We start from the raw sequence: 15,546 nt of genomic DNA on the forward strand, positions 1-15,546 counted from the left end.
CCGTCAGCATGAGACATGAGGCCGGGCATCGCCCGGCCTTTCTATGTTCAGAACAGCGTCAACACGATGCCCATCACCGTGCAGCCAAAGGTGGCATAGCCGCCGTCAATCAGAATGAGTTTCCGGGATTTGCCCGCAAACGAGTAATTGGTGGCAATCCAAGGCGTCGCCAGAAACAGGCCAATCCCCAGCCCGGCCACCAGCCCTTTGCCAACACCTTCGATCCCAGCAAGGGCAAAGATATGCCGCATCATGCCAGCAACGATAATCAGGCAGACCATCGAAATGAGATAAGGCACCTTGTCGTCGGAATTGGCCGGTCGTCCATCTTCGCCAACCTCGATCTCGGCTGCGGTCATCCAAGGTTTTGCCAGGCTCATGTACCAGACCGCGCCAAAGGCAAAGGCCGCAACAGCGGCGACAATCACATTGATGAATTCCATTTGAGGCTCCCTCAGATCATTGAATATCAGGAGTATGCCCAAATATAGTGGGTCCGCCTAGTCTGTAATACCGCCCATTGTGGTAATGACGGCCCATTCGTCGGCTGTGACAGGCTGGACGGACAGGCGGGAATTCTTGACCAGAACCATGTCGGCAAGGCGCGGATCCCCCTTGATATCCTCAAGGCGAACGGGCACCGGCAAACCGCGGACCGCTTTGATGTCCACGCACTCCCACCGCTCATCATCGGTGGTCGAATCTTGGTGCGCCTCAGCGATCACCTCGACGATGCCAACCACGGATTTTTCCTTTTGCGAGTGATAGAAAAATCCGCGGTCGCCGATTTGCATCTCGCGCATGAAATTGCGCGCTTGGTAATTGCGCACGCCGTCCCATTCTTCGCCCGTGTCCCCTTTGGCAACCTGGTTGTCCCAGCTCCAGGTGGAGGGTTCGGATTTGAACAGCCAATAGCGCATCAGCCAATCACCTTGTTCCAGGCGATGATTTCGACGCTTTGAAACAGATCAGCCTTTTTATAGGGGTCTTCTGCCGCCCAGGCCTGCGCTGCCGAGATATCATCCATCTCAAGCACAATCAGCGAGCCGCACATATTGCCATCTGCGTCCAAAAACGGGCCGGCCATTTCCACTGCATCCGTGGCTTTCAGATAGGCCACATGCGCGTCGCGGTTGGCCTTGCGGATCTCAAGCGCGCCGGGTTTGTCTTTGGCAATCAGGGCAAAACGCATGTTATTCCTCCTTGGGGGGGCGCGACAAAAGTTGGCTCATAGCCTCGCGCACCTTTAGTTTTCCGTCAAGCAGGGCCACCACGGCCTCTGTGATCGGCATTTCAATGTTCAACTCGCGGCTGCGCAGCAAGGTGGCGCGGGCGGTGGCGGCCCCTTCGACGGTGATCGTGTTGTCAAAATCGGCCCCGGATCCCAGGGCAAAGCCAAACTGATAGTTGCGTGACTGCGCCGAGGTGCAGGTCAGCGTCAGATCGCCAAAACCCGACAGACCGGACAGGGTATCTGGCTCTGCACCGAGCCGCTGCGCCATCCGTTTCATTTCGGCATAGCCGCGTGTCATCAAAGAGGCGCGCGCGCTGTCACCAAGCCCGGCCCCCATGGCCGCCCCGCAGGCAATCGCCATCACATTCTTGAGCGCGCCGCCAAGTTCCGCGCCGATGGTATCGGTGGTGCGGTAAATGCGCAGGTTGGGTGTGGTCAGCTGCATCTGCAGCGCCGCCCCGCGGTCAGCATCTTGACAGGCCAGGGTCAGCGCGGTGGGCAGGCCACGCGCGATATCAGCGGCAAAACTGGGTCCGGTCAAAATGGCGGCAGTGGTGCCCGGCGCTTCTTCTTGCAAGATCGCAATCGGGCCTTTGCCGCTGGTCAATTCGATGCCTTTGCAGCAGGCCACCAGGGTTTTGCCGGACCAGTCTGGCGCGGCTTTCAGCGCCGCGCGCAGCCGTTGCATCGGCGCGGCAATCAAGATGACATCGCTGTCCAGATCCGCCAGGTTTGACGTGCAGGTGATGCTCTCCGGCAGGGGCACACCGGGCAGGCGGCGGGCATTTTCGCGGCTGTTTTGCATGTCGCTTGCATGCGCTGTGTCCCGCGCCCAAAGCGTCACAGGCACGCCCGCAAGACCCAGAGAAATTGCCAGTGATGTGCCAAAGGCCCCAGCGCCCAAAATGCCGATACTCATGCCTTTGCCCCTTTCTTGCCGCTGCCCAGCAGGGCCGGGGCGCGTTGATCCAGTGGCCATCGTGGCCGCGCGGCAAGACGCATGTCATCGCGGTTTCCCGCGCGAAAACGCTCAAGCCCCGCATAGGCAATCATCGCGGCGTTATCCGTGCAAAGCGCCAGTGGCGGCGCGGTAAATTCTGTGCCATGCGCGTCGCACACCGACAGAAGCGCCGCGCGAATGGCCTGATTGGCCGCCACGCCGCCCGCCACGGCCAGTACCGGTTGCGCCGGGTTTTCGGCCAGATAAAGCGTCAGCGCGCGTTCGGTTTTTTTGCAGAGCACATCCACCACTGCCGCCTGAAACGAGGCGCAGAGATCGGCGCGATCTTGTTCGGTCAGACCGGATTTTTCAGCAACAATTGCATCCCGCGCGCGCAGCAAAGCTGTCTTCAACCCCGAAAAGCTCAGATCGCACCCGGGCCGGTCGAGCAGGGGCCGGGGCAGGGCAAAACGTCTCGCATCACCCGATTTTGCCGCCTGTTCCACCGAGGGGCCGCCGGGTTGCGGCAAGCCAAGCAGGCGCGCGGTTTTGTCAAAGGCCTCGCCCGGCGCGTCGTCAATCGTGCCGCCCAGTCGCGTGAATTTTTCCGGCCCATGCGCGATCAGAAACTGGCAGTGCCCACCGCTGACCAGCAGCATCAGGTAAGGAAAGGCGACTTGATCTGTCAGGCGCGGCGTCAGCGCATGACCGGCCAGGTGATTGACACCGATCAGTGGCAGGTTCAGCCCAGCGGCCAGCCCTTTGGCGCACATCACGCCCGACAGCACGCCACCGATCAGCCCCGGCCCCGCGGTCACGGCGATGGCGTCGACCTCTGCCAAACGCACGCCGCTGGCCGCCAGCGCCTCTTCGACACATATGTCGAGCTTTTCCGCATGGGCACGGGCCGCAATTTCGGGCACCACACCGCCAAAGGCGGCGTGCAGATCGTTCTGGCCGTGCACGACAGAGGCGAGGATTTCGGGCGCAGCCCCCCGACTTTGGCGCACAATCGCGGCAGCCGTGTCGTCACAGCTGCTTTCCAAACCAAGGATGGTATAGGTATCCTGCATGTTCATCGCCATTGCGTCAGTCTTATAGCGCAGGTAACACCGTAAAGCGCTGTAAACAATGGGGCAGCCATGACTCAGAGACCACCCTTGGTGCTTTTGACCCGGCCCGCCGAACGGGCCCAGCAATTTGCAACACAGTTAACGGCGCGGGGTTGGAATGGCCCGCTTCTCTGTGCGCCCCTGCAAGAGGTTGCGCCCACTGAGACACCCGCAAGCCTGCGCGAAGGCGAGGCGGCGATATTCAGCTCTGCGACAGCTGTCGCCATGGTGCCGCCCGAGCTCTCGCGCCGCGCTGCGCCAGCCTATTGTGTTGGGGTGCATACCACCGCTGCGGCGCGCGCAGCGGGCTGGCAGGCCGATATGTATGGCGCAACCGCCGATGCCCTGGTGGCGCGGCTGATCGCGAAGCCGCCAAAGAAGGCGCTTGTGCATCTGCGCGGCAGATACAGTCGCGGCGCCATTTGTGCCCGGCTCACGGCAGCGGGGTTATCCGTGCGCGAAAGCGTCATCTATGCACAGCGGGCGCTTGCGCTCAGCGCAGAGGCCAGCGCGGCGCTTTCGGGGCGTGATCCGGTGATTGTGCCGCTTTTTTCACCACGCAGTGCCGCCCTTTTTGCCAAATCCGCGCCGGGCAACGCCCCGCTTTGGATCGTTTCAATGAGCGAGGCGGTGCAAGCAGAGCTGGATGGAATGCCTATTGCGCGCCATGTGGTTGCAAAAACGCCTGACGCTGCCAGTATGTTGGATGCAATATTTAATTTAGGCGATGCAGCTTGACGCATTGAGTACCGGGGCATCCTTGCCTAGCTTGAGTGTAAGCGCTTGAAATATGGATTCGAAAGGGTGGTGGAACGTGGCAAAGGCAGACAAGACCGACACGTCGTCCGAAGACGAAAAGTCAGAGCAAAGCAAGGCACCGCAGCCCCCGAAGGATGAGATCTTGGATGCTGAGGTGGTCGAAGAAACCCCTGGGCCATCTGCGGATGACGCTGCGGATGACACGCCCTCTGCTGACACGGACGCGGCGCAGCCCGACCAGGATGATGCCGCGGCAAAAGTGGTTGATGATCCATCCTCCGAAGATCTTTCTGAGGCAGGGGCCTCTTTTGTGATGGTCGATATCCCCGAGACTGAGCGTGAGACCGAGGCTGAGACTGACACAGAGGACGCCGCCACGCAGGAGACCGCCGCTGACGCAGACCCTGAAAGCGATGTCGTTCCCGCCCCGATCCCACCTGTCAGCGAAGCCCCACAGACGGTCAAGAAAACCGGCTTTGTGCCCGTGTTTCTGGGCGGCGTGGTGGCGGCTGCGCTTGGGTTTGGTGCGGCGCAATACATCGGCCCCTTGTTTGAACAGCCTGACGAACAAGTCACGGCACTAGAGGCGACCCTGACTGCGCAGAGCGCGCAACTTGAGAGCGTGCTGACCCAACAATCAGACCTGATGGCGCAGCTTGAGGCGGCCCGCGGTCAAGCCACGCAAACCACAGCCTCGATCGAGGGTTTGACGGCCTCAGTTGCGGCGGTGAATGATCGGATCGACGATGCGGCGGAGGCATTGGTCACGCTGGATGGGCGGCTGACCGCTTTGGAAAAGCGCCCGATCACACAGGGTTTGCCCTCGTCGGCAATCGATGCCTATGAGCGCGAGCTGGAGGCCTTGAAAGCCTCCGTTGCGGCGCAGCGCGAAGAAGCGGCCAATATGGAGGCCAACGCCAAATTGACGGCGCAGCAGGCTCTGGCCCGCGCGGCGCTGTCGCGGGTGTTGGCGGCGCTGGATTCAGGTGCGCCCTATCGCACAGCGCTGGCGGATTTCACCGGCGCAACCGGGCGGACCGCGCCCGATGCGCTGGCGGAACACGCGGATACTGGCGTGCCAACCCTGGCAGAGCTGCAGGCGGCCTACCCGCCAGCGGCGCGCGCAGCGCTTGCTGCCGCACGGCAAGCTGCGCCGGATGCGGATGACGGCAATCGCGTGACGTCGTTCCTGCGCGCGCAACTTGGGGCGCGTTCTGTGACGCCGCAGGATGGTGAGGGGGCGGATGCCATCCTCAGCCGTGCCGAAGATGCCCTGCGCGCGGGGCGCGTGACCGACGCGCTTGCGGAACTGGCGCGTCTGCCCGAAGCGGCGCAGCCCGCGCTGGCGGATTGGCAAAGCCAGGCACAAAGCCGGCAAGAGGCTTTTGCCGCTGGTGATGCTTTGTCCCAAGATTTGAACGCTAACTAAAGGTCTGCTGATGCTCTGGTCTCTTACCAAAATTCTGTTTTTTGTGGTGTCCATCGCGTTGCTGGCCTTGGGGGCCGGATATCTGATGGAAAGCGACGGCGGCGTCATGGTGACGGTGGCCGGCGTGGAATATACGCTGACGCCCCTGATGTCGGCGATTGCGCTGGTGGTGTTGGTTGTCGCTCTGTGGATTTTGCTCAAACTTGCCTCGTTCAGTGTCGCGGTGCTGCGGTTTCTCAATGGGGATGAAACCGCGATCACCCGCTATTTTGACCGCAATCGCGAACGGCGCGGCTATCAGGCCCTGACCGAGGGGATGATGGCGCTTGCGTCCGGCGAGGGTCATATGGCGATGGACAAGGCGCGCAAGGCCGAGCGGCTGCTGCGCAAGCCCGAGCTGACCAATCTTGTCACGGCGCAAGCCGCCGAGGTGGCCGGTGATCGGCGCAAGGCCGAGCAGGTTTATAAACGTTTGCTCAAAGACGATACGACCCGCTTTGTCGGGGTGCGCGGTCTGATGAAGCAAAAGCTTGATGAAGGCAAAACCGATGTGGCGATGAAGCTGGCCAAGGCTGCGTTTGCCTTAAAGCCGCGCCATATTGAAACGCAGGACCTGTTGCTGAAACTGCAGGCCGAGCAGAAAGATTGGTCCGGCGCGCGTGAGACGTTGAATGCCAAGCTCAAACATGGGGCCATTCCAAAGGATCTGCACAAGCGCCGCGATGCGGTGCTGGCGCTCTCGGAGGCGCGGGATCTCGCGGCGGCGGACACTTCGATTGAAATGCGCGAAGCCTCGATCGAAGCCAACAGACTGTCCCCTGATCTCATTCCCGCCGCTGTGCTGGCGGCCAAAGGCTATATCGCGCAGGACAAACCAAAATACGCAACGCGCGTTCTCAAGAAGGCGTGGGATGCGCAGCCACACCCGGATCTGGCGGCGACCTTTGCCCAGATCGCACCCAATGAAACCCCGGCAGAGCGCCTGAAACGTTTTGGTGCCTTGATCAAGTCGACACCGGATCATCCCGAAACCCGGATGCTTCTGGCCGAGCTGAACATCGCCGCCGAAGATTTCCCCGAAGCGCGCCGCGCACTTGGCGACTTGGTCACGGAAAACCCGAATGCGCGGAACTTGACCATTATGGCGGCCATTGAACGGGGCGAGGGTGCGGATGACGCCGTGGTCAAAGGCTGGCTGGCGCGCGCACTGAGCGCGCCGCGTGGCCCTGCCTGGACCTGTGACAACTGTCACAATATCCATACCGAATGGGTGCCGGTTTGCGAAAACTGCAACAGTTTTGACACGCTCGCCTGGAAAACACCGCCAACGGCAGATGTCCCCAATGGGCCAGGCACCGAAATGCTGCCCTTGATCGTTGGACAGCCCGAAGCGCCCTATGCTGCAGAGGATCCGGCTGAGGAGGGCGAAGATTTTTCCGCTGCCGAGACGCAGAAATAGGCTTGTAAAACGTGGGCGCGATGCTAAGAAACGCGCCCATGCAGTCTTGCATTGGCCGCTGTAGCTCAGCTGGTAGAGCACGTCATTCGTAATGATGGGGTCGTAGGTTCGAGTCCTATCAGCGGCACCAATCCCACAAACCGCTTGCGCAATCGGCTGCGGCCGCTTTGGCAAAAGCTTGATTGGGACATCTGCGTAGATCACAGTATCATCTAAGTTGTCACGGCAATGCAGGATGGTGCGGATGAAGATAGGCCGGTTGTTTATTGCGTCGATTTTTGCGCTTGGGTTGCTCGCGGTTGTCCCGGACGTCCATGCCGATGAAACCGTCGCCGCCAAGGTCACGCAAGACTATCAAAGCGAAATGGAACGTTTGCGTCTGCTGGCTGCCAGCAACGCGGATCAGTTCGCAGCGGCCAGCGCAGATCTTCGGTCTGAGCTTGAGAAACAGATTGGAGTCTCAGAGGAAAGCGCGGTCAAATCTGACAAGCTTGCGGATCGATACCGCCGGTTGGCCGCCGCCGCTGAGGCGGCCGCGCGCGACCGGCAGCGCGCCGCGCAAACAAGCGAAGACAATGCCAAAGAATTCAAGGATGGCGACAGCTTCAAGGCGCTGCTTTTGGAATCGGCGCAGAATGATCGGATCAGCGCAACAGAGGCGCAGGATCGTGCGGACAGCCGCCGAAAACTTGCTGTAGAGTGGCGCGGGCGGGCCGAGCAGCAGCGCGCCCGTGTTGCGGCCCTCAGAGCGCAGATCGCCGCGCTGGAGCGGCTGGCGACCGTGCCAGACACTGCGCCACAGCCGGCAGCCGCGCCGCAACCGGAAGCGCCGGAAAACACGCTGGAGGCGCTTTTCAATCCCGAAGATGGCGCCCACCCCGGTTTTGAGGTGGCGGATGTGCTTGGCCTTTGGCGACCGAAATCCGGGCCGCAATTCCCGATGGCCATTGTGCAAAAGCGCCCAGGCGATGAGGCTTTCCCCTATGATCTGCAAATCCACACCTCCGGGCGGGTCTGGGAGGCTACGTTCACCGGGTTTCCGGCCGGTGACATAGGGCGCTCGCAGCAGGCGCGGATCGTTGCGACTTATACGCCGCAGCCCGCCGAGATGAACCCGGACATACCCGATTGGGTCACGGCGATTATCGACGGGCATCTCAAGTGGCGTCTTGAGATTGACGAAACCGGATCGCTGTTTGATCCAAAACTCCGGGTCAAATGGTACCGGGGCGAAGTGCGCTGGACCGAGGGGGAGGATCGCACGGCCTGGGTCGAAGGCGATGGCGTTCCGCTGGTCTATGAGATGGAATTTGAGCCACTGATCGATGTGACACTGGGGCAGGCGGCTGTGCTTTGGCTTGAACCTGTTGAGCGGCGCGGTCGCGTTCAGGTTGGCGCAAACCCAACAGAAACGGATTATGTCGCCAAACGCATCACAGATCTGATCAAGCACCAGCCCTTCAAGATCAAAGTCAAATTGCCAATTGAACTGGCCAAGGAACGCGGCCCCAAGCTGACGGTGAAAATCGAAGGTCTGAAAGGCGGCGATACAAACGAATTTGAACTGATCGGCCCAACGGTCACGCGCATCACAACCGGCAATCGCGGTATCGTCTATACCCATTCCGGCGAAGTCACCTTGGCCGATTACGGGTCAGAACCCACGCGCAATCCGCAATTCATGTCTCTGGGACATCTGGCGCAGAATTGGACCCGCTCGATGGACGCGGGCAAGCGGTTGGACCTGTCTCTTGCCAATGGTGAAGAGGTCAAGTTCAGCTACGATGGTGCCGCGCAGAGCATTCATCTCTGGGACACGCATATTCGCCATGGTCTTGCCTTGCACGAAAGAACCCTGGCCACCCATCTGGCGCAGGCTGATGAGACTATCCGCGACAGCAATCAATCAAATGCATTGCGCGAAGCGGCGGTCAAACGCTGGCGGCTGTTGAAGAATTATCAGACCCTCGTTGCGCGCGAAGACCTGTTGGAGATCCACAAATATTATCTGGGGGAGCTATACCTCACCAAAGGCATTGGCGGGGCCAATATCATCTGCACCGGCGATGAATGTCAGACCATGCCGCTGCGCAACCCGATCTTCAAAGTGCCCCCGGCGGGCATCACCAAAATCGCCGGTCTGGCCAGCGTGCCCGATGGCGAGCCGGCCTATTTCACGAGCCAGATTGAGCTTTATGTTGAAATCCTGACGGGCGAAAAGAAAACCCCCGCGGCGCTGCGCGTCAGAAACGCGGTCAATTGGGTCAATCAGGGCGAGGCGGATCTGGTTGCGCTGGCGCTGAAAGGGGCATCAGACAAGGCCCGGACGCAATTTCAGAACACCGTCGCCGATATTGCCTATGCGATCCCGCGCGGTCTGACCGAAGATGTGCATATCGCGCTTTATGCCAAGAACCTCAAAGACAAGCCCGTCAGCAAAGCAGATCGCCAATTGACGATCACCAAGTTTTTTGTGGACTACCTGATGAACAAGGGGGCGGCGTTTACGTCCAGAGGTATTGTGCGTCTGAGGCAGAGGGCGCTGTCGCCCGTCGGAAACCGCGCCATGACGCGGGCCTTGCTACATGGGGCCGACGCTGGCGCCGCGGCTGCGTCAACGCGGGTGGTGCGTGATCTGGATGCATCGACTGATGCGACCGTGCGCCAAGCGGTGCAGGATCTGCCAGACAGCGTGACCCCCGGCCAGACCCGGCAGTTGGCGGTTGCCTTGGATGATGATGCGGCGCTGGATGGCGACATCGTGTGCCGCAACCGGGACGTTGACACGGTGATCGCGGCAGATGGCGGCAACGCCTGGAGCAAACTGATCCAGGAGGCTCTGGACGAGGAGGCTGCGCCAAAACCCCTGCGACTGCGCCAGCGCGAGGTCCGGCGGGCCTATCGCGGGCATCCGGGCGTCAAAGTCGAAGAGATAGACGTCTTTGCCCGCCAAAAGGGTGGCACCTGCGCCGGTGCCTCCACAGCCTATGCCATGCGTGAAATGTTTGGCGATCATATCACCTTGGATGGCGTGATAAACGGCATCGCCGAGAATCTGCACAGCACCACGGAAAAACAAATCCAGCGCGCGCGCCAGAAGGTGCGCCGCATTCAGGACCGGCTGATCGAGAATACAGAAAATGGCCGTCCAACCGCGGAGCTGATCGAGGAGCGGGACATTGCCCTAAAGCAATTGAAGCGAGTCGAAGTCTACCGCGATAATTCCCAAGCGCTGAAGGAGCTCAACGAAAAAATTGAATTTCTCGAAGGCAATTCGGTCAAAACCTATCACGCCGCTGAGGCGGTCGTGCGCGAAGGCGGGCAGGTTGCTGTGCTGCGCCCGATTGATGCGCCGCGACTGAAATTGCGCCACCTGCGCACGCTGAAAAAACGCGATTATCAGGTGGTGGTGGCGATCAATCGTGGCGACGCGGTTGACCATGCGGTGGTGATTACCAAGTTTGAAATGAAAGATGGGCAGATCCATCGTGTGCATTGGTTTGACCCGGCGCATGACGCCATTCTAAGCGCCCCGGCCAAGACCTTTGACAACATGATTGCGCGGCGCGAGGCGCTGACGACCAAGATTGACGTCGAAAACAATCAAAGCGTGACAACCGTGGCGCAGCCGATTGTCTTGGCCTACCGCGCTGCGGGTTACGCTGAATGACGTAAGCCTCAAGGCCGTGAATTAGGGCAAGGCGGTGTCTGCCGCCCCCATTGCGCTGTCATAGGTTTTTGCGGTTTGGGTCTGTGCATCGCGCGTCAGCACCTTGGGATAGGCAAAGGGCGTGTGAATGCTGGTGACTTTGGGGGTGCTGCCAAAATAACTGCGGTGGGTGACATGCAGGCCCCAATGGCCGCCTTCCAGGGTCAGTTTGCGTGTGCCAGGCTCAATCTGAGCTGTGACCTCGATCCACTCGGGCGGGGACCAGGACGCAATCAGTTCTTCGACGATAACGGCGGGCAAATCGCTGTTGAAACTGTCGCGCGGATCAAGTTTCGTGCGCCGCCCGCGAATGGTGCGGCCGTCAAAATTGGCTTCTGGAAAATCATAGCGCCAGCCATTGGGCAACGTCGTATAGATCGAAATCGGCACTGCGCCCGCCTCAGAGGATTGTTCAAAGGACACCGGATCGTCCTGTTCCACTGGCAAGGCGTCTGATCCGCTCAGCGCGGCCCGGATTTCTGCGATCCGGGTATCCATTTCGGCAATCACCGCTTCGGCATTTTCGACCAAAGGCTGTTCGCCCCGGAACTGCCAAGGCGCGTCGAGACGCCGAAATTTTTCCTGCCGCAAGACGGTGTCAGTGGTCGGATCAAACCAAACGTATTCCTTCGCCGTGCTGACCCGCGCGCGGCGGGTTTCAAGATCGGCGAGCTCGCTGCGCAGCTCTACCGGACTGGGCGATGCTTCATCGGTTGGGGTGTCGGTGCCGTCGCTCGCGATAAACAACCAGACCAGACCATCATTATCGACCCATTCACCCCAGATGTTGCGTTCGATCTCGACAAAATCCGCTTCGGTTAAGACATCCAAGGGCGTGTCATCGGGCGTCAGCGTCGTCACTAGGTCGCCGCTTTCGGGGTCAATCGTAACATCCACGTCGGCGGTCAGGGCCGATTGGAACCGCGCCTCTTTGGTGTTGTCAAACAGCGTGATGGCGAATTGGCTGGTTTCCGGGTTCCATTCGATAGTAACCAGCTCACCTTCTTCGGTCTTCTGCGACCACTTCGGCGGGTCTACATTCAACGTGCGCGCCGATTTCAGGGCCGAGAGCGCGCGGGCGAGATCGTCCCCTTCCAGCCGATTGGACAGCAGGCGCTCCGCCTGGGCGGAGGACACATTCAACAACCCGCTGAGTTCTTTGCGATGGGCCGGATTTGAAAAATCGAGCCCCAGTGACTCGGCCAAGACCTTGGCTTGCCCCGCGCCGCGCGGCGGCTGTTTGGGAAAATAGCGCACGCGCATATCGTCAATGGTTTGCCGCGTGCGCTCAATCGCTTTGCGTTTGCCCGGTGACGCATCGGGCCCGGCGACCACCTGTTCTTTGACCTCGGCCCAGAACGTGCCGGTTAATGCGGCCAGATCGCCGGGGATTGACTGCGCCAGCGCAGCAGAGGACCAAAGACAGGTCGCGGCCAGCCACAGGGCAGGCCGTCGCCAAGGCATCGGGCGGCCCGTTGGGGCCGCCGGATCTTCAGTTTTCGATCGAAGTGATTTCAAGCTTGTCGACAAACAACAGGGCCTCCCCTTGCGCGCCTTCTGGATTGAAAACGCCGACCGACAGGGCCAAGCCGCCCGGGCTGCGCAGCGATGTCAGTTTCTCTGTGGACATCACGAAATGTGTGTCCTGATCGCCGTCGCCAATATCAAGCGTCGCGTAATAGCTGCGGCCTCGTTTGTGCAGCGTCAATTGCGCGCTTTCCAATGCGAACCGTTCCATGAAGGTGTCATATTCTTCGAATGTCGGACCACCACAGCCAAAGTCACCGATCAAAGGCGTTTCAAACTTGGTTTCGGTCCCGCTTGATTTTTTCTTCAGGCTCAGACCGATGGAATCGCAGGTATTGGTCCGGGAGCGATTGGCCCAGAACTGTGCACCAAGGTAATTGTCCTTATCCTTCCAAAGGCCGAACCAAAGTGAATCACGCCCGGTCTTGAATTCACCCGCAAAGGTGACGGTTGCGTCCCAGTCGCCTTGCGGCAGAACACTGGTGTCCAGCGTCATGAAATTTTCGGAGCCTTCAATATCAAACCCGGCTGGACCGGAGTTGAGGATCAGAAGATTGCTGTCCTCGACAATAAACCCCTCTGGGTTGGGATTATTGACGGTCCAGTCGCCAGCCATGTCGGGATCAAAGTCATCGAGATAGGCCGAAACGCGCACCGGCGCTTTGGGGGTTGGCGCGGGCGGTTCTGGGCGTGTGACCACCTGCGCGACGCGGGTGACTTCGGCAAGTGCGGAATTCAGGCCGCGCGCATCAGCGGCATCAAGATAAATCCCGCGCCCGGCATCCGCGATGCATTTCAGCTGCTCGCGCGCGCTGGCGTCGACGTCAAAACCGACCGCGTGCACCTTGGTTTCTGCGCCCATGGCAGCAAGGGTTTTTGCGGTCTCGCAGGGGTTGCCGCCGCAGGTTTCGATGCCATCTGAGATCAAGACAACTTGGTTGATGGCGTCATTGGTCTGAAAGACCCCGCCCGCCGCGGCGAGGGCCCCGGAAATTGGCGTTTTGCCTGTCGGCGTCAACCCTTCAAGGCGGTCCAGAATTTGCTGGTTTTCCAATTCGCCCAGACCGGCGATCACCTCGATGTCATTGCAATCACCTTGGCTGCGATGGCCGTAGGCCACCAAGGCCAACTGCGACTCGGGATCAAGATCATCCAACATGGATCGCATCGCTGTGCGGGCGGTGTCGATTTTCGCCACCCCGTCGATTTGCCCCCACATCGAGTTCGATGCGTCAAGGACATAGACAATGTTCGCGCTTGAAGCGGCGAAGGCTGACGTCGACATGGCCGTCGCCAAGGCAAGGCCGTACCACGAATATTTTACATTCATATTTGTTGCTCCTGCTGGTTGGCTTGACGATAGCGTCTCCACTGAGCGCTGTCATGAATTCTTTGTGCCCACCGCTTTGTGGCCCAGAGCCTTTGCTTTTGCCTCTACCGACAGCGGGCAGGTTTCGACTGCTGCAAACATTTCGCTACCAAAATATGTTTTTTATTGATAAAGAACAATTTGCACCCATCTGGTGGTGCGCGTTGATCATAGAGCTGGGGCAACCACAGGATATTATGGAAACACTTGTTATTTCATCCGTGGGAAAAACCGAGTTTCGGCAGGCAGACTCGCCCGATGTCGGGCCGGGCATGGTCTTGCTTGATGTCGATGTTGTCGGGCTGTGCGGCAGTGACCTGAACACGTTTCGTGGGCTCAACCCGCTTGCGCAATTGCCGCGGGTGCCGGGTCATGAGATTGGCGGCACCATTGTTGCCGTCGGCGCAGATGTTCCTGCCGATTTTGCGCCGGGCGCTCGGGGCATTGTGGTTCCTTACAGCAACTGCGGCGCGTGCAGCGCATGTCGCGCTGCGCGGTCAAACGCCTGCAAACACAACCAGACCCTCGGTGTTCAGCGCGATGGCGGTCTGAGCGAGCAGCTGGTTGTTCCCTATGACAAGCTGATCCTCAATGACACGTTGACCCAACGCGAAATGGCCTTGGTAGAGCCGCTTTCCGTTGGCTTTCACGCGGTTGCCCGCGGTGCCGTCCAGGCCGGGGACACTGTTTTGGTCATCGGCGCGGGGATGATTGGCGTCGGGGCGATTTTGGGGGCTTTGGCCAGGGGCGCGCGCGTTCTTGTTGCCGAGGTCAGCGAGGCCAAGCGCGCAATGCTTGAAGGGCTGGGGGATGTGACGATGATCAACCCGCTGCAAGAGGATCTGGCGCAAGCCACCCTTGCGCGAACCGACGGCCATGGCGCGGATGTCGTCATCGAAGCGGTGGGCTTGCCTGAAACTTTCCGCGCCGCGGTGGATCTTGTGTGTTTTGCCGGGCGGGTTGTTTACGTCGGCTATGCCAAGGATGAAGTGGCCTATAACACCGCGCTCTTTAACCTCAAGGAACTGGATATTTTCGGCTCACGCAATGCGAGCCGCGCGGATCTGGACGCGGTGATCACCTATCTGGAAAACCACAGGGACTTGGCGGAAAAATTGATCTCGCGGGTGTTCCCTTGGAAGGACGCTTTAGACGCGCTGCCGTATTGGGAGGCCAACCGCCAGCAGACCTTCAAAGTCATGATCGAACTAAAGGACAAGCCAAATGACTGAGGCAACCATTCTGACAACGCAATATGGGCTGGGTGGTAAACGCGCTCTTGTGACCGGGGGTGGCACTGGCATCGGCAAGGCGATTGCCAGCAGCTTGGCGCAAAGTGGTGCGCAGGTGGTGATCGCCGGCCGGCGTGCGGATGTGCTGCGCGGCGCCTGCGCTGACATCGGATATCGCGTGGATTACGCCGTGCTCGATCTCACAGATCTGCCCAGCATCGCCCCATTTGCAGAGGCGCTGCATGCCAAGTTTGGCTGTTTTGATATCCTGATCAACAATGCTGGAAACACGATCAAGAAACCTTTTTTGGACTCAACGATCGACGAATTTGATCAGGTGTTTGATGTCCATGTACGTGGCGCGATTGAACTCAGTCGGGCGATCATCGCAAAAATGCGCGCTGAGCAGCGCGAGGGATCGGTGCAATTCATCTCTTCAATGACCGCCTATATCGGCCAGCCAGATGTATCGGGCTATACGGTGTCAAAAACCGCGATCAACGGGGTGATCCGGGCGTTGTCGGCTGAGGTTGCTCAACACCGTATCCGCGTGAACGGTGTGGCCCCGGGCTGGATTGACACCGATGTTTTTCGGACCGCGACCAGAGGTGATCCTGAACGCAAAGCCAAGATCATGGGTCGCATCCCGATGGGCGAGCTTGGGCAGCCAGAAGATATCGGCTGGGCCTGCGCCTATCTGGCCTCGCGCGCCGCGCGTTATGTGACGGGCCAGGTCTTGTTGGTGGATGGCGGCGGCGCGACGGGGTTTTAGATGT

At 59.9% G+C, this 15,546-nt stretch carries 13 protein-coding genes and 1 tRNA gene; 7 read left to right on the forward strand and 7 right to left on the reverse strand.

The window, feature by feature from the left end; all coding sequences use genetic code 11:
- Window positions 1–47: 47 nt before the first annotated feature.
- Genes N6L24_RS05730 through tsaD form a run of 5 tightly spaced genes read right to left on the reverse strand, consistent with a single transcriptional unit; the run spans window position 48 to window position 3,247 of the window.
- The gene (locus N6L24_RS05730) at window positions 48–443 is read right to left on the reverse strand and encodes a DUF1761 domain-containing protein (RefSeq protein WP_271843703.1); all 396 of its coding nucleotides are present in this window, start codon (window positions 441–443) and stop codon (window positions 48–50) included.
- 57 nt (window positions 444–500) lie between these two features.
- Window positions 501–920, reverse strand: coding sequence for an EVE domain-containing protein (locus N6L24_RS05735; RefSeq protein ID WP_271843704.1), 420 nt, complete (start codon window positions 918–920; stop codon window positions 501–503).
- On the reverse strand, window positions 920–1,192 hold the full coding sequence (locus N6L24_RS05740; RefSeq protein ID WP_271843705.1) for a YciI family protein: 273 nt from the start codon (window positions 1,190–1,192) through the stop codon (window positions 920–922). The genes N6L24_RS05735 and N6L24_RS05740 overlap by 1 nt, the downstream gene beginning before the upstream one ends.
- Before the next feature lies 1 nt (window position 1,193).
- A complete protein-coding gene (locus N6L24_RS05745) occupies window positions 1,194–2,153 on the reverse strand; it encodes an NAD(P)H-dependent glycerol-3-phosphate dehydrogenase (protein ID WP_271843706.1) in 960 nt (319 codons plus the stop codon).
- Window positions 2,150–3,247 carry a tRNA (adenosine(37)-N6)-threonylcarbamoyltransferase complex transferase subunit TsaD gene (tsaD, locus tag N6L24_RS05750; RefSeq protein ID WP_271843707.1) on the reverse strand — a complete coding sequence of 366 codons (1,098 nt, stop codon included), beginning with the start codon at window positions 3,245–3,247 and terminating at the stop codon, window positions 2,150–2,152. Before tsaD ends, N6L24_RS05745 begins: the two co-directional genes overlap by 4 nt.
- Before the next feature lie 69 nt (window positions 3,248–3,316).
- On the opposite strand from tsaD, the gene N6L24_RS05755 reads away from it, so the two are divergent.
- The 5 genes from N6L24_RS05755 to N6L24_RS05775 all read left to right on the forward strand — a co-directional run bounded on the left by N6L24_RS05755 (window position 3,317) and on the right by N6L24_RS05775 (window position 10,603).
- Complete coding sequence (locus tag N6L24_RS05755; protein ID WP_271843708.1) at window positions 3,317–4,024, forward strand: uroporphyrinogen-III synthase; 708 nt, start codon at window positions 3,317–3,319, stop codon at window positions 4,022–4,024.
- A 76-nt stretch (window positions 4,025–4,100) separates the two neighbouring features.
- Window positions 4,101–5,474, forward strand: a complete 1,374-nt coding sequence (locus tag N6L24_RS05760) for a hypothetical protein (protein WP_271843709.1) — start codon at window positions 4,101–4,103, stop codon at window positions 5,472–5,474.
- 10 nt (window positions 5,475–5,484) lie between these two features.
- Window positions 5,485–6,933: a heme biosynthesis protein HemY gene (locus N6L24_RS05765; RefSeq protein ID WP_271843710.1), complete on the forward strand. Its 1,449-nt coding sequence runs from the start codon at window positions 5,485–5,487 to the stop codon at window positions 6,931–6,933.
- Between the two features lie 54 nt (window positions 6,934–6,987).
- Window positions 6,988–7,063 (forward strand) — tRNA-Thr (locus N6L24_RS05770).
- 114 nt (window positions 7,064–7,177) lie between these two features.
- Window positions 7,178–10,603, forward strand: a complete 3,426-nt coding sequence (locus N6L24_RS05775) for a hypothetical protein (RefSeq protein ID WP_271843711.1) — start codon at window positions 7,178–7,180, stop codon at window positions 10,601–10,603.
- 21 nt (window positions 10,604–10,624) lie between these two features.
- Here the strand turns inward: N6L24_RS05775 and N6L24_RS05780 are convergent, their stop codons facing one another.
- Complete coding sequence (locus N6L24_RS05780; RefSeq protein WP_271843712.1) at window positions 10,625–12,106, reverse strand: hypothetical protein; 1,482 nt, start codon at window positions 12,104–12,106, stop codon at window positions 10,625–10,627.
- A 28-nt stretch (window positions 12,107–12,134) separates the two neighbouring features.
- On the reverse strand, window positions 12,135–13,499 hold the full coding sequence (locus N6L24_RS05785) for a vWA domain-containing protein (protein WP_271843713.1): 1,365 nt from the start codon (window positions 13,497–13,499) through the stop codon (window positions 12,135–12,137).
- A gap of 236 nt (window positions 13,500–13,735) precedes the next feature.
- Here N6L24_RS05785 and N6L24_RS05790 point away from each other — a divergent pair, with 236 nt between their 5' ends.
- Both N6L24_RS05790 and N6L24_RS05795 read left to right on the forward strand, forming a co-directional pair.
- Window positions 13,736–14,770, forward strand: a complete 1,035-nt coding sequence (locus N6L24_RS05790; protein WP_271843714.1) for a zinc-binding alcohol dehydrogenase family protein — start codon at window positions 13,736–13,738, stop codon at window positions 14,768–14,770.
- Window positions 14,763–15,542, forward strand: a complete 780-nt coding sequence (locus N6L24_RS05795) for an SDR family NAD(P)-dependent oxidoreductase (protein ID WP_271843715.1) — start codon at window positions 14,763–14,765, stop codon at window positions 15,540–15,542. The genes N6L24_RS05790 and N6L24_RS05795 overlap by 8 nt, the downstream gene beginning before the upstream one ends.
- Window positions 15,543–15,546 lie beyond the last annotated feature (4 nt).

Source organism: Cognatishimia sp. SS12 (genome assembly GCF_028369055.1).
Taxonomy (GTDB): domain Bacteria; phylum Pseudomonadota; class Alphaproteobacteria; order Rhodobacterales; family Rhodobacteraceae; genus Cognatishimia.

What these genes read in the sequence shown, in the direction of transcription:
- N6L24_RS05730 (WP_271843703.1), bottom strand. Translation starts at nt 443, where the DNA reads ATGGAATTCATCAATGTGATTGTCGCCGCTGTTGCGGCCTTTGCCTTT.
- N6L24_RS05735 (WP_271843704.1), bottom strand. Translation starts at nt 920, where the DNA reads ATGCGCTATTGGCTGTTCAAATCCGAACCCTCCACCTGGAGCTGGGAC.
- N6L24_RS05740 (WP_271843705.1), bottom strand. Translation starts at nt 1,192, where the DNA reads ATGCGTTTTGCCCTGATTGCCAAAGACAAACCCGGCGCGCTTGAGATC.
- N6L24_RS05745 (WP_271843706.1), bottom strand. Translation starts at nt 2,153, where the DNA reads ATGAGTATCGGCATTTTGGGCGCTGGGGCCTTTGGCACATCACTGGCA.
- tsaD (WP_271843707.1), bottom strand. Translation starts at nt 3,247, where the DNA reads ATGCAGGATACCTATACCATCCTTGGTTTGGAAAGCAGCTGTGACGAC.
- N6L24_RS05755 (WP_271843708.1), top strand. Translation starts at nt 3,317, where the DNA reads ATGACTCAGAGACCACCCTTGGTGCTTTTGACCCGGCCCGCCGAACGG.
- N6L24_RS05765 (WP_271843710.1), top strand. Translation starts at nt 5,485, where the DNA reads ATGCTCTGGTCTCTTACCAAAATTCTGTTTTTTGTGGTGTCCATCGCG.
- N6L24_RS05775 (WP_271843711.1), top strand. Translation starts at nt 7,178, where the DNA reads ATGAAGATAGGCCGGTTGTTTATTGCGTCGATTTTTGCGCTTGGGTTG.
- N6L24_RS05780 (WP_271843712.1), bottom strand. Translation starts at nt 12,106, where the DNA reads ATGCCTTGGCGACGGCCTGCCCTGTGGCTGGCCGCGACCTGTCTTTGG.
- N6L24_RS05785 (WP_271843713.1), bottom strand. Translation starts at nt 13,499, where the DNA reads ATGAATGTAAAATATTCGTGGTACGGCCTTGCCTTGGCGACGGCCATG.
- N6L24_RS05790 (WP_271843714.1), top strand. Translation starts at nt 13,736, where the DNA reads ATGGAAACACTTGTTATTTCATCCGTGGGAAAAACCGAGTTTCGGCAG.
- N6L24_RS05795 (WP_271843715.1), top strand. Translation starts at nt 14,763, where the DNA reads ATGACTGAGGCAACCATTCTGACAACGCAATATGGGCTGGGTGGTAAA.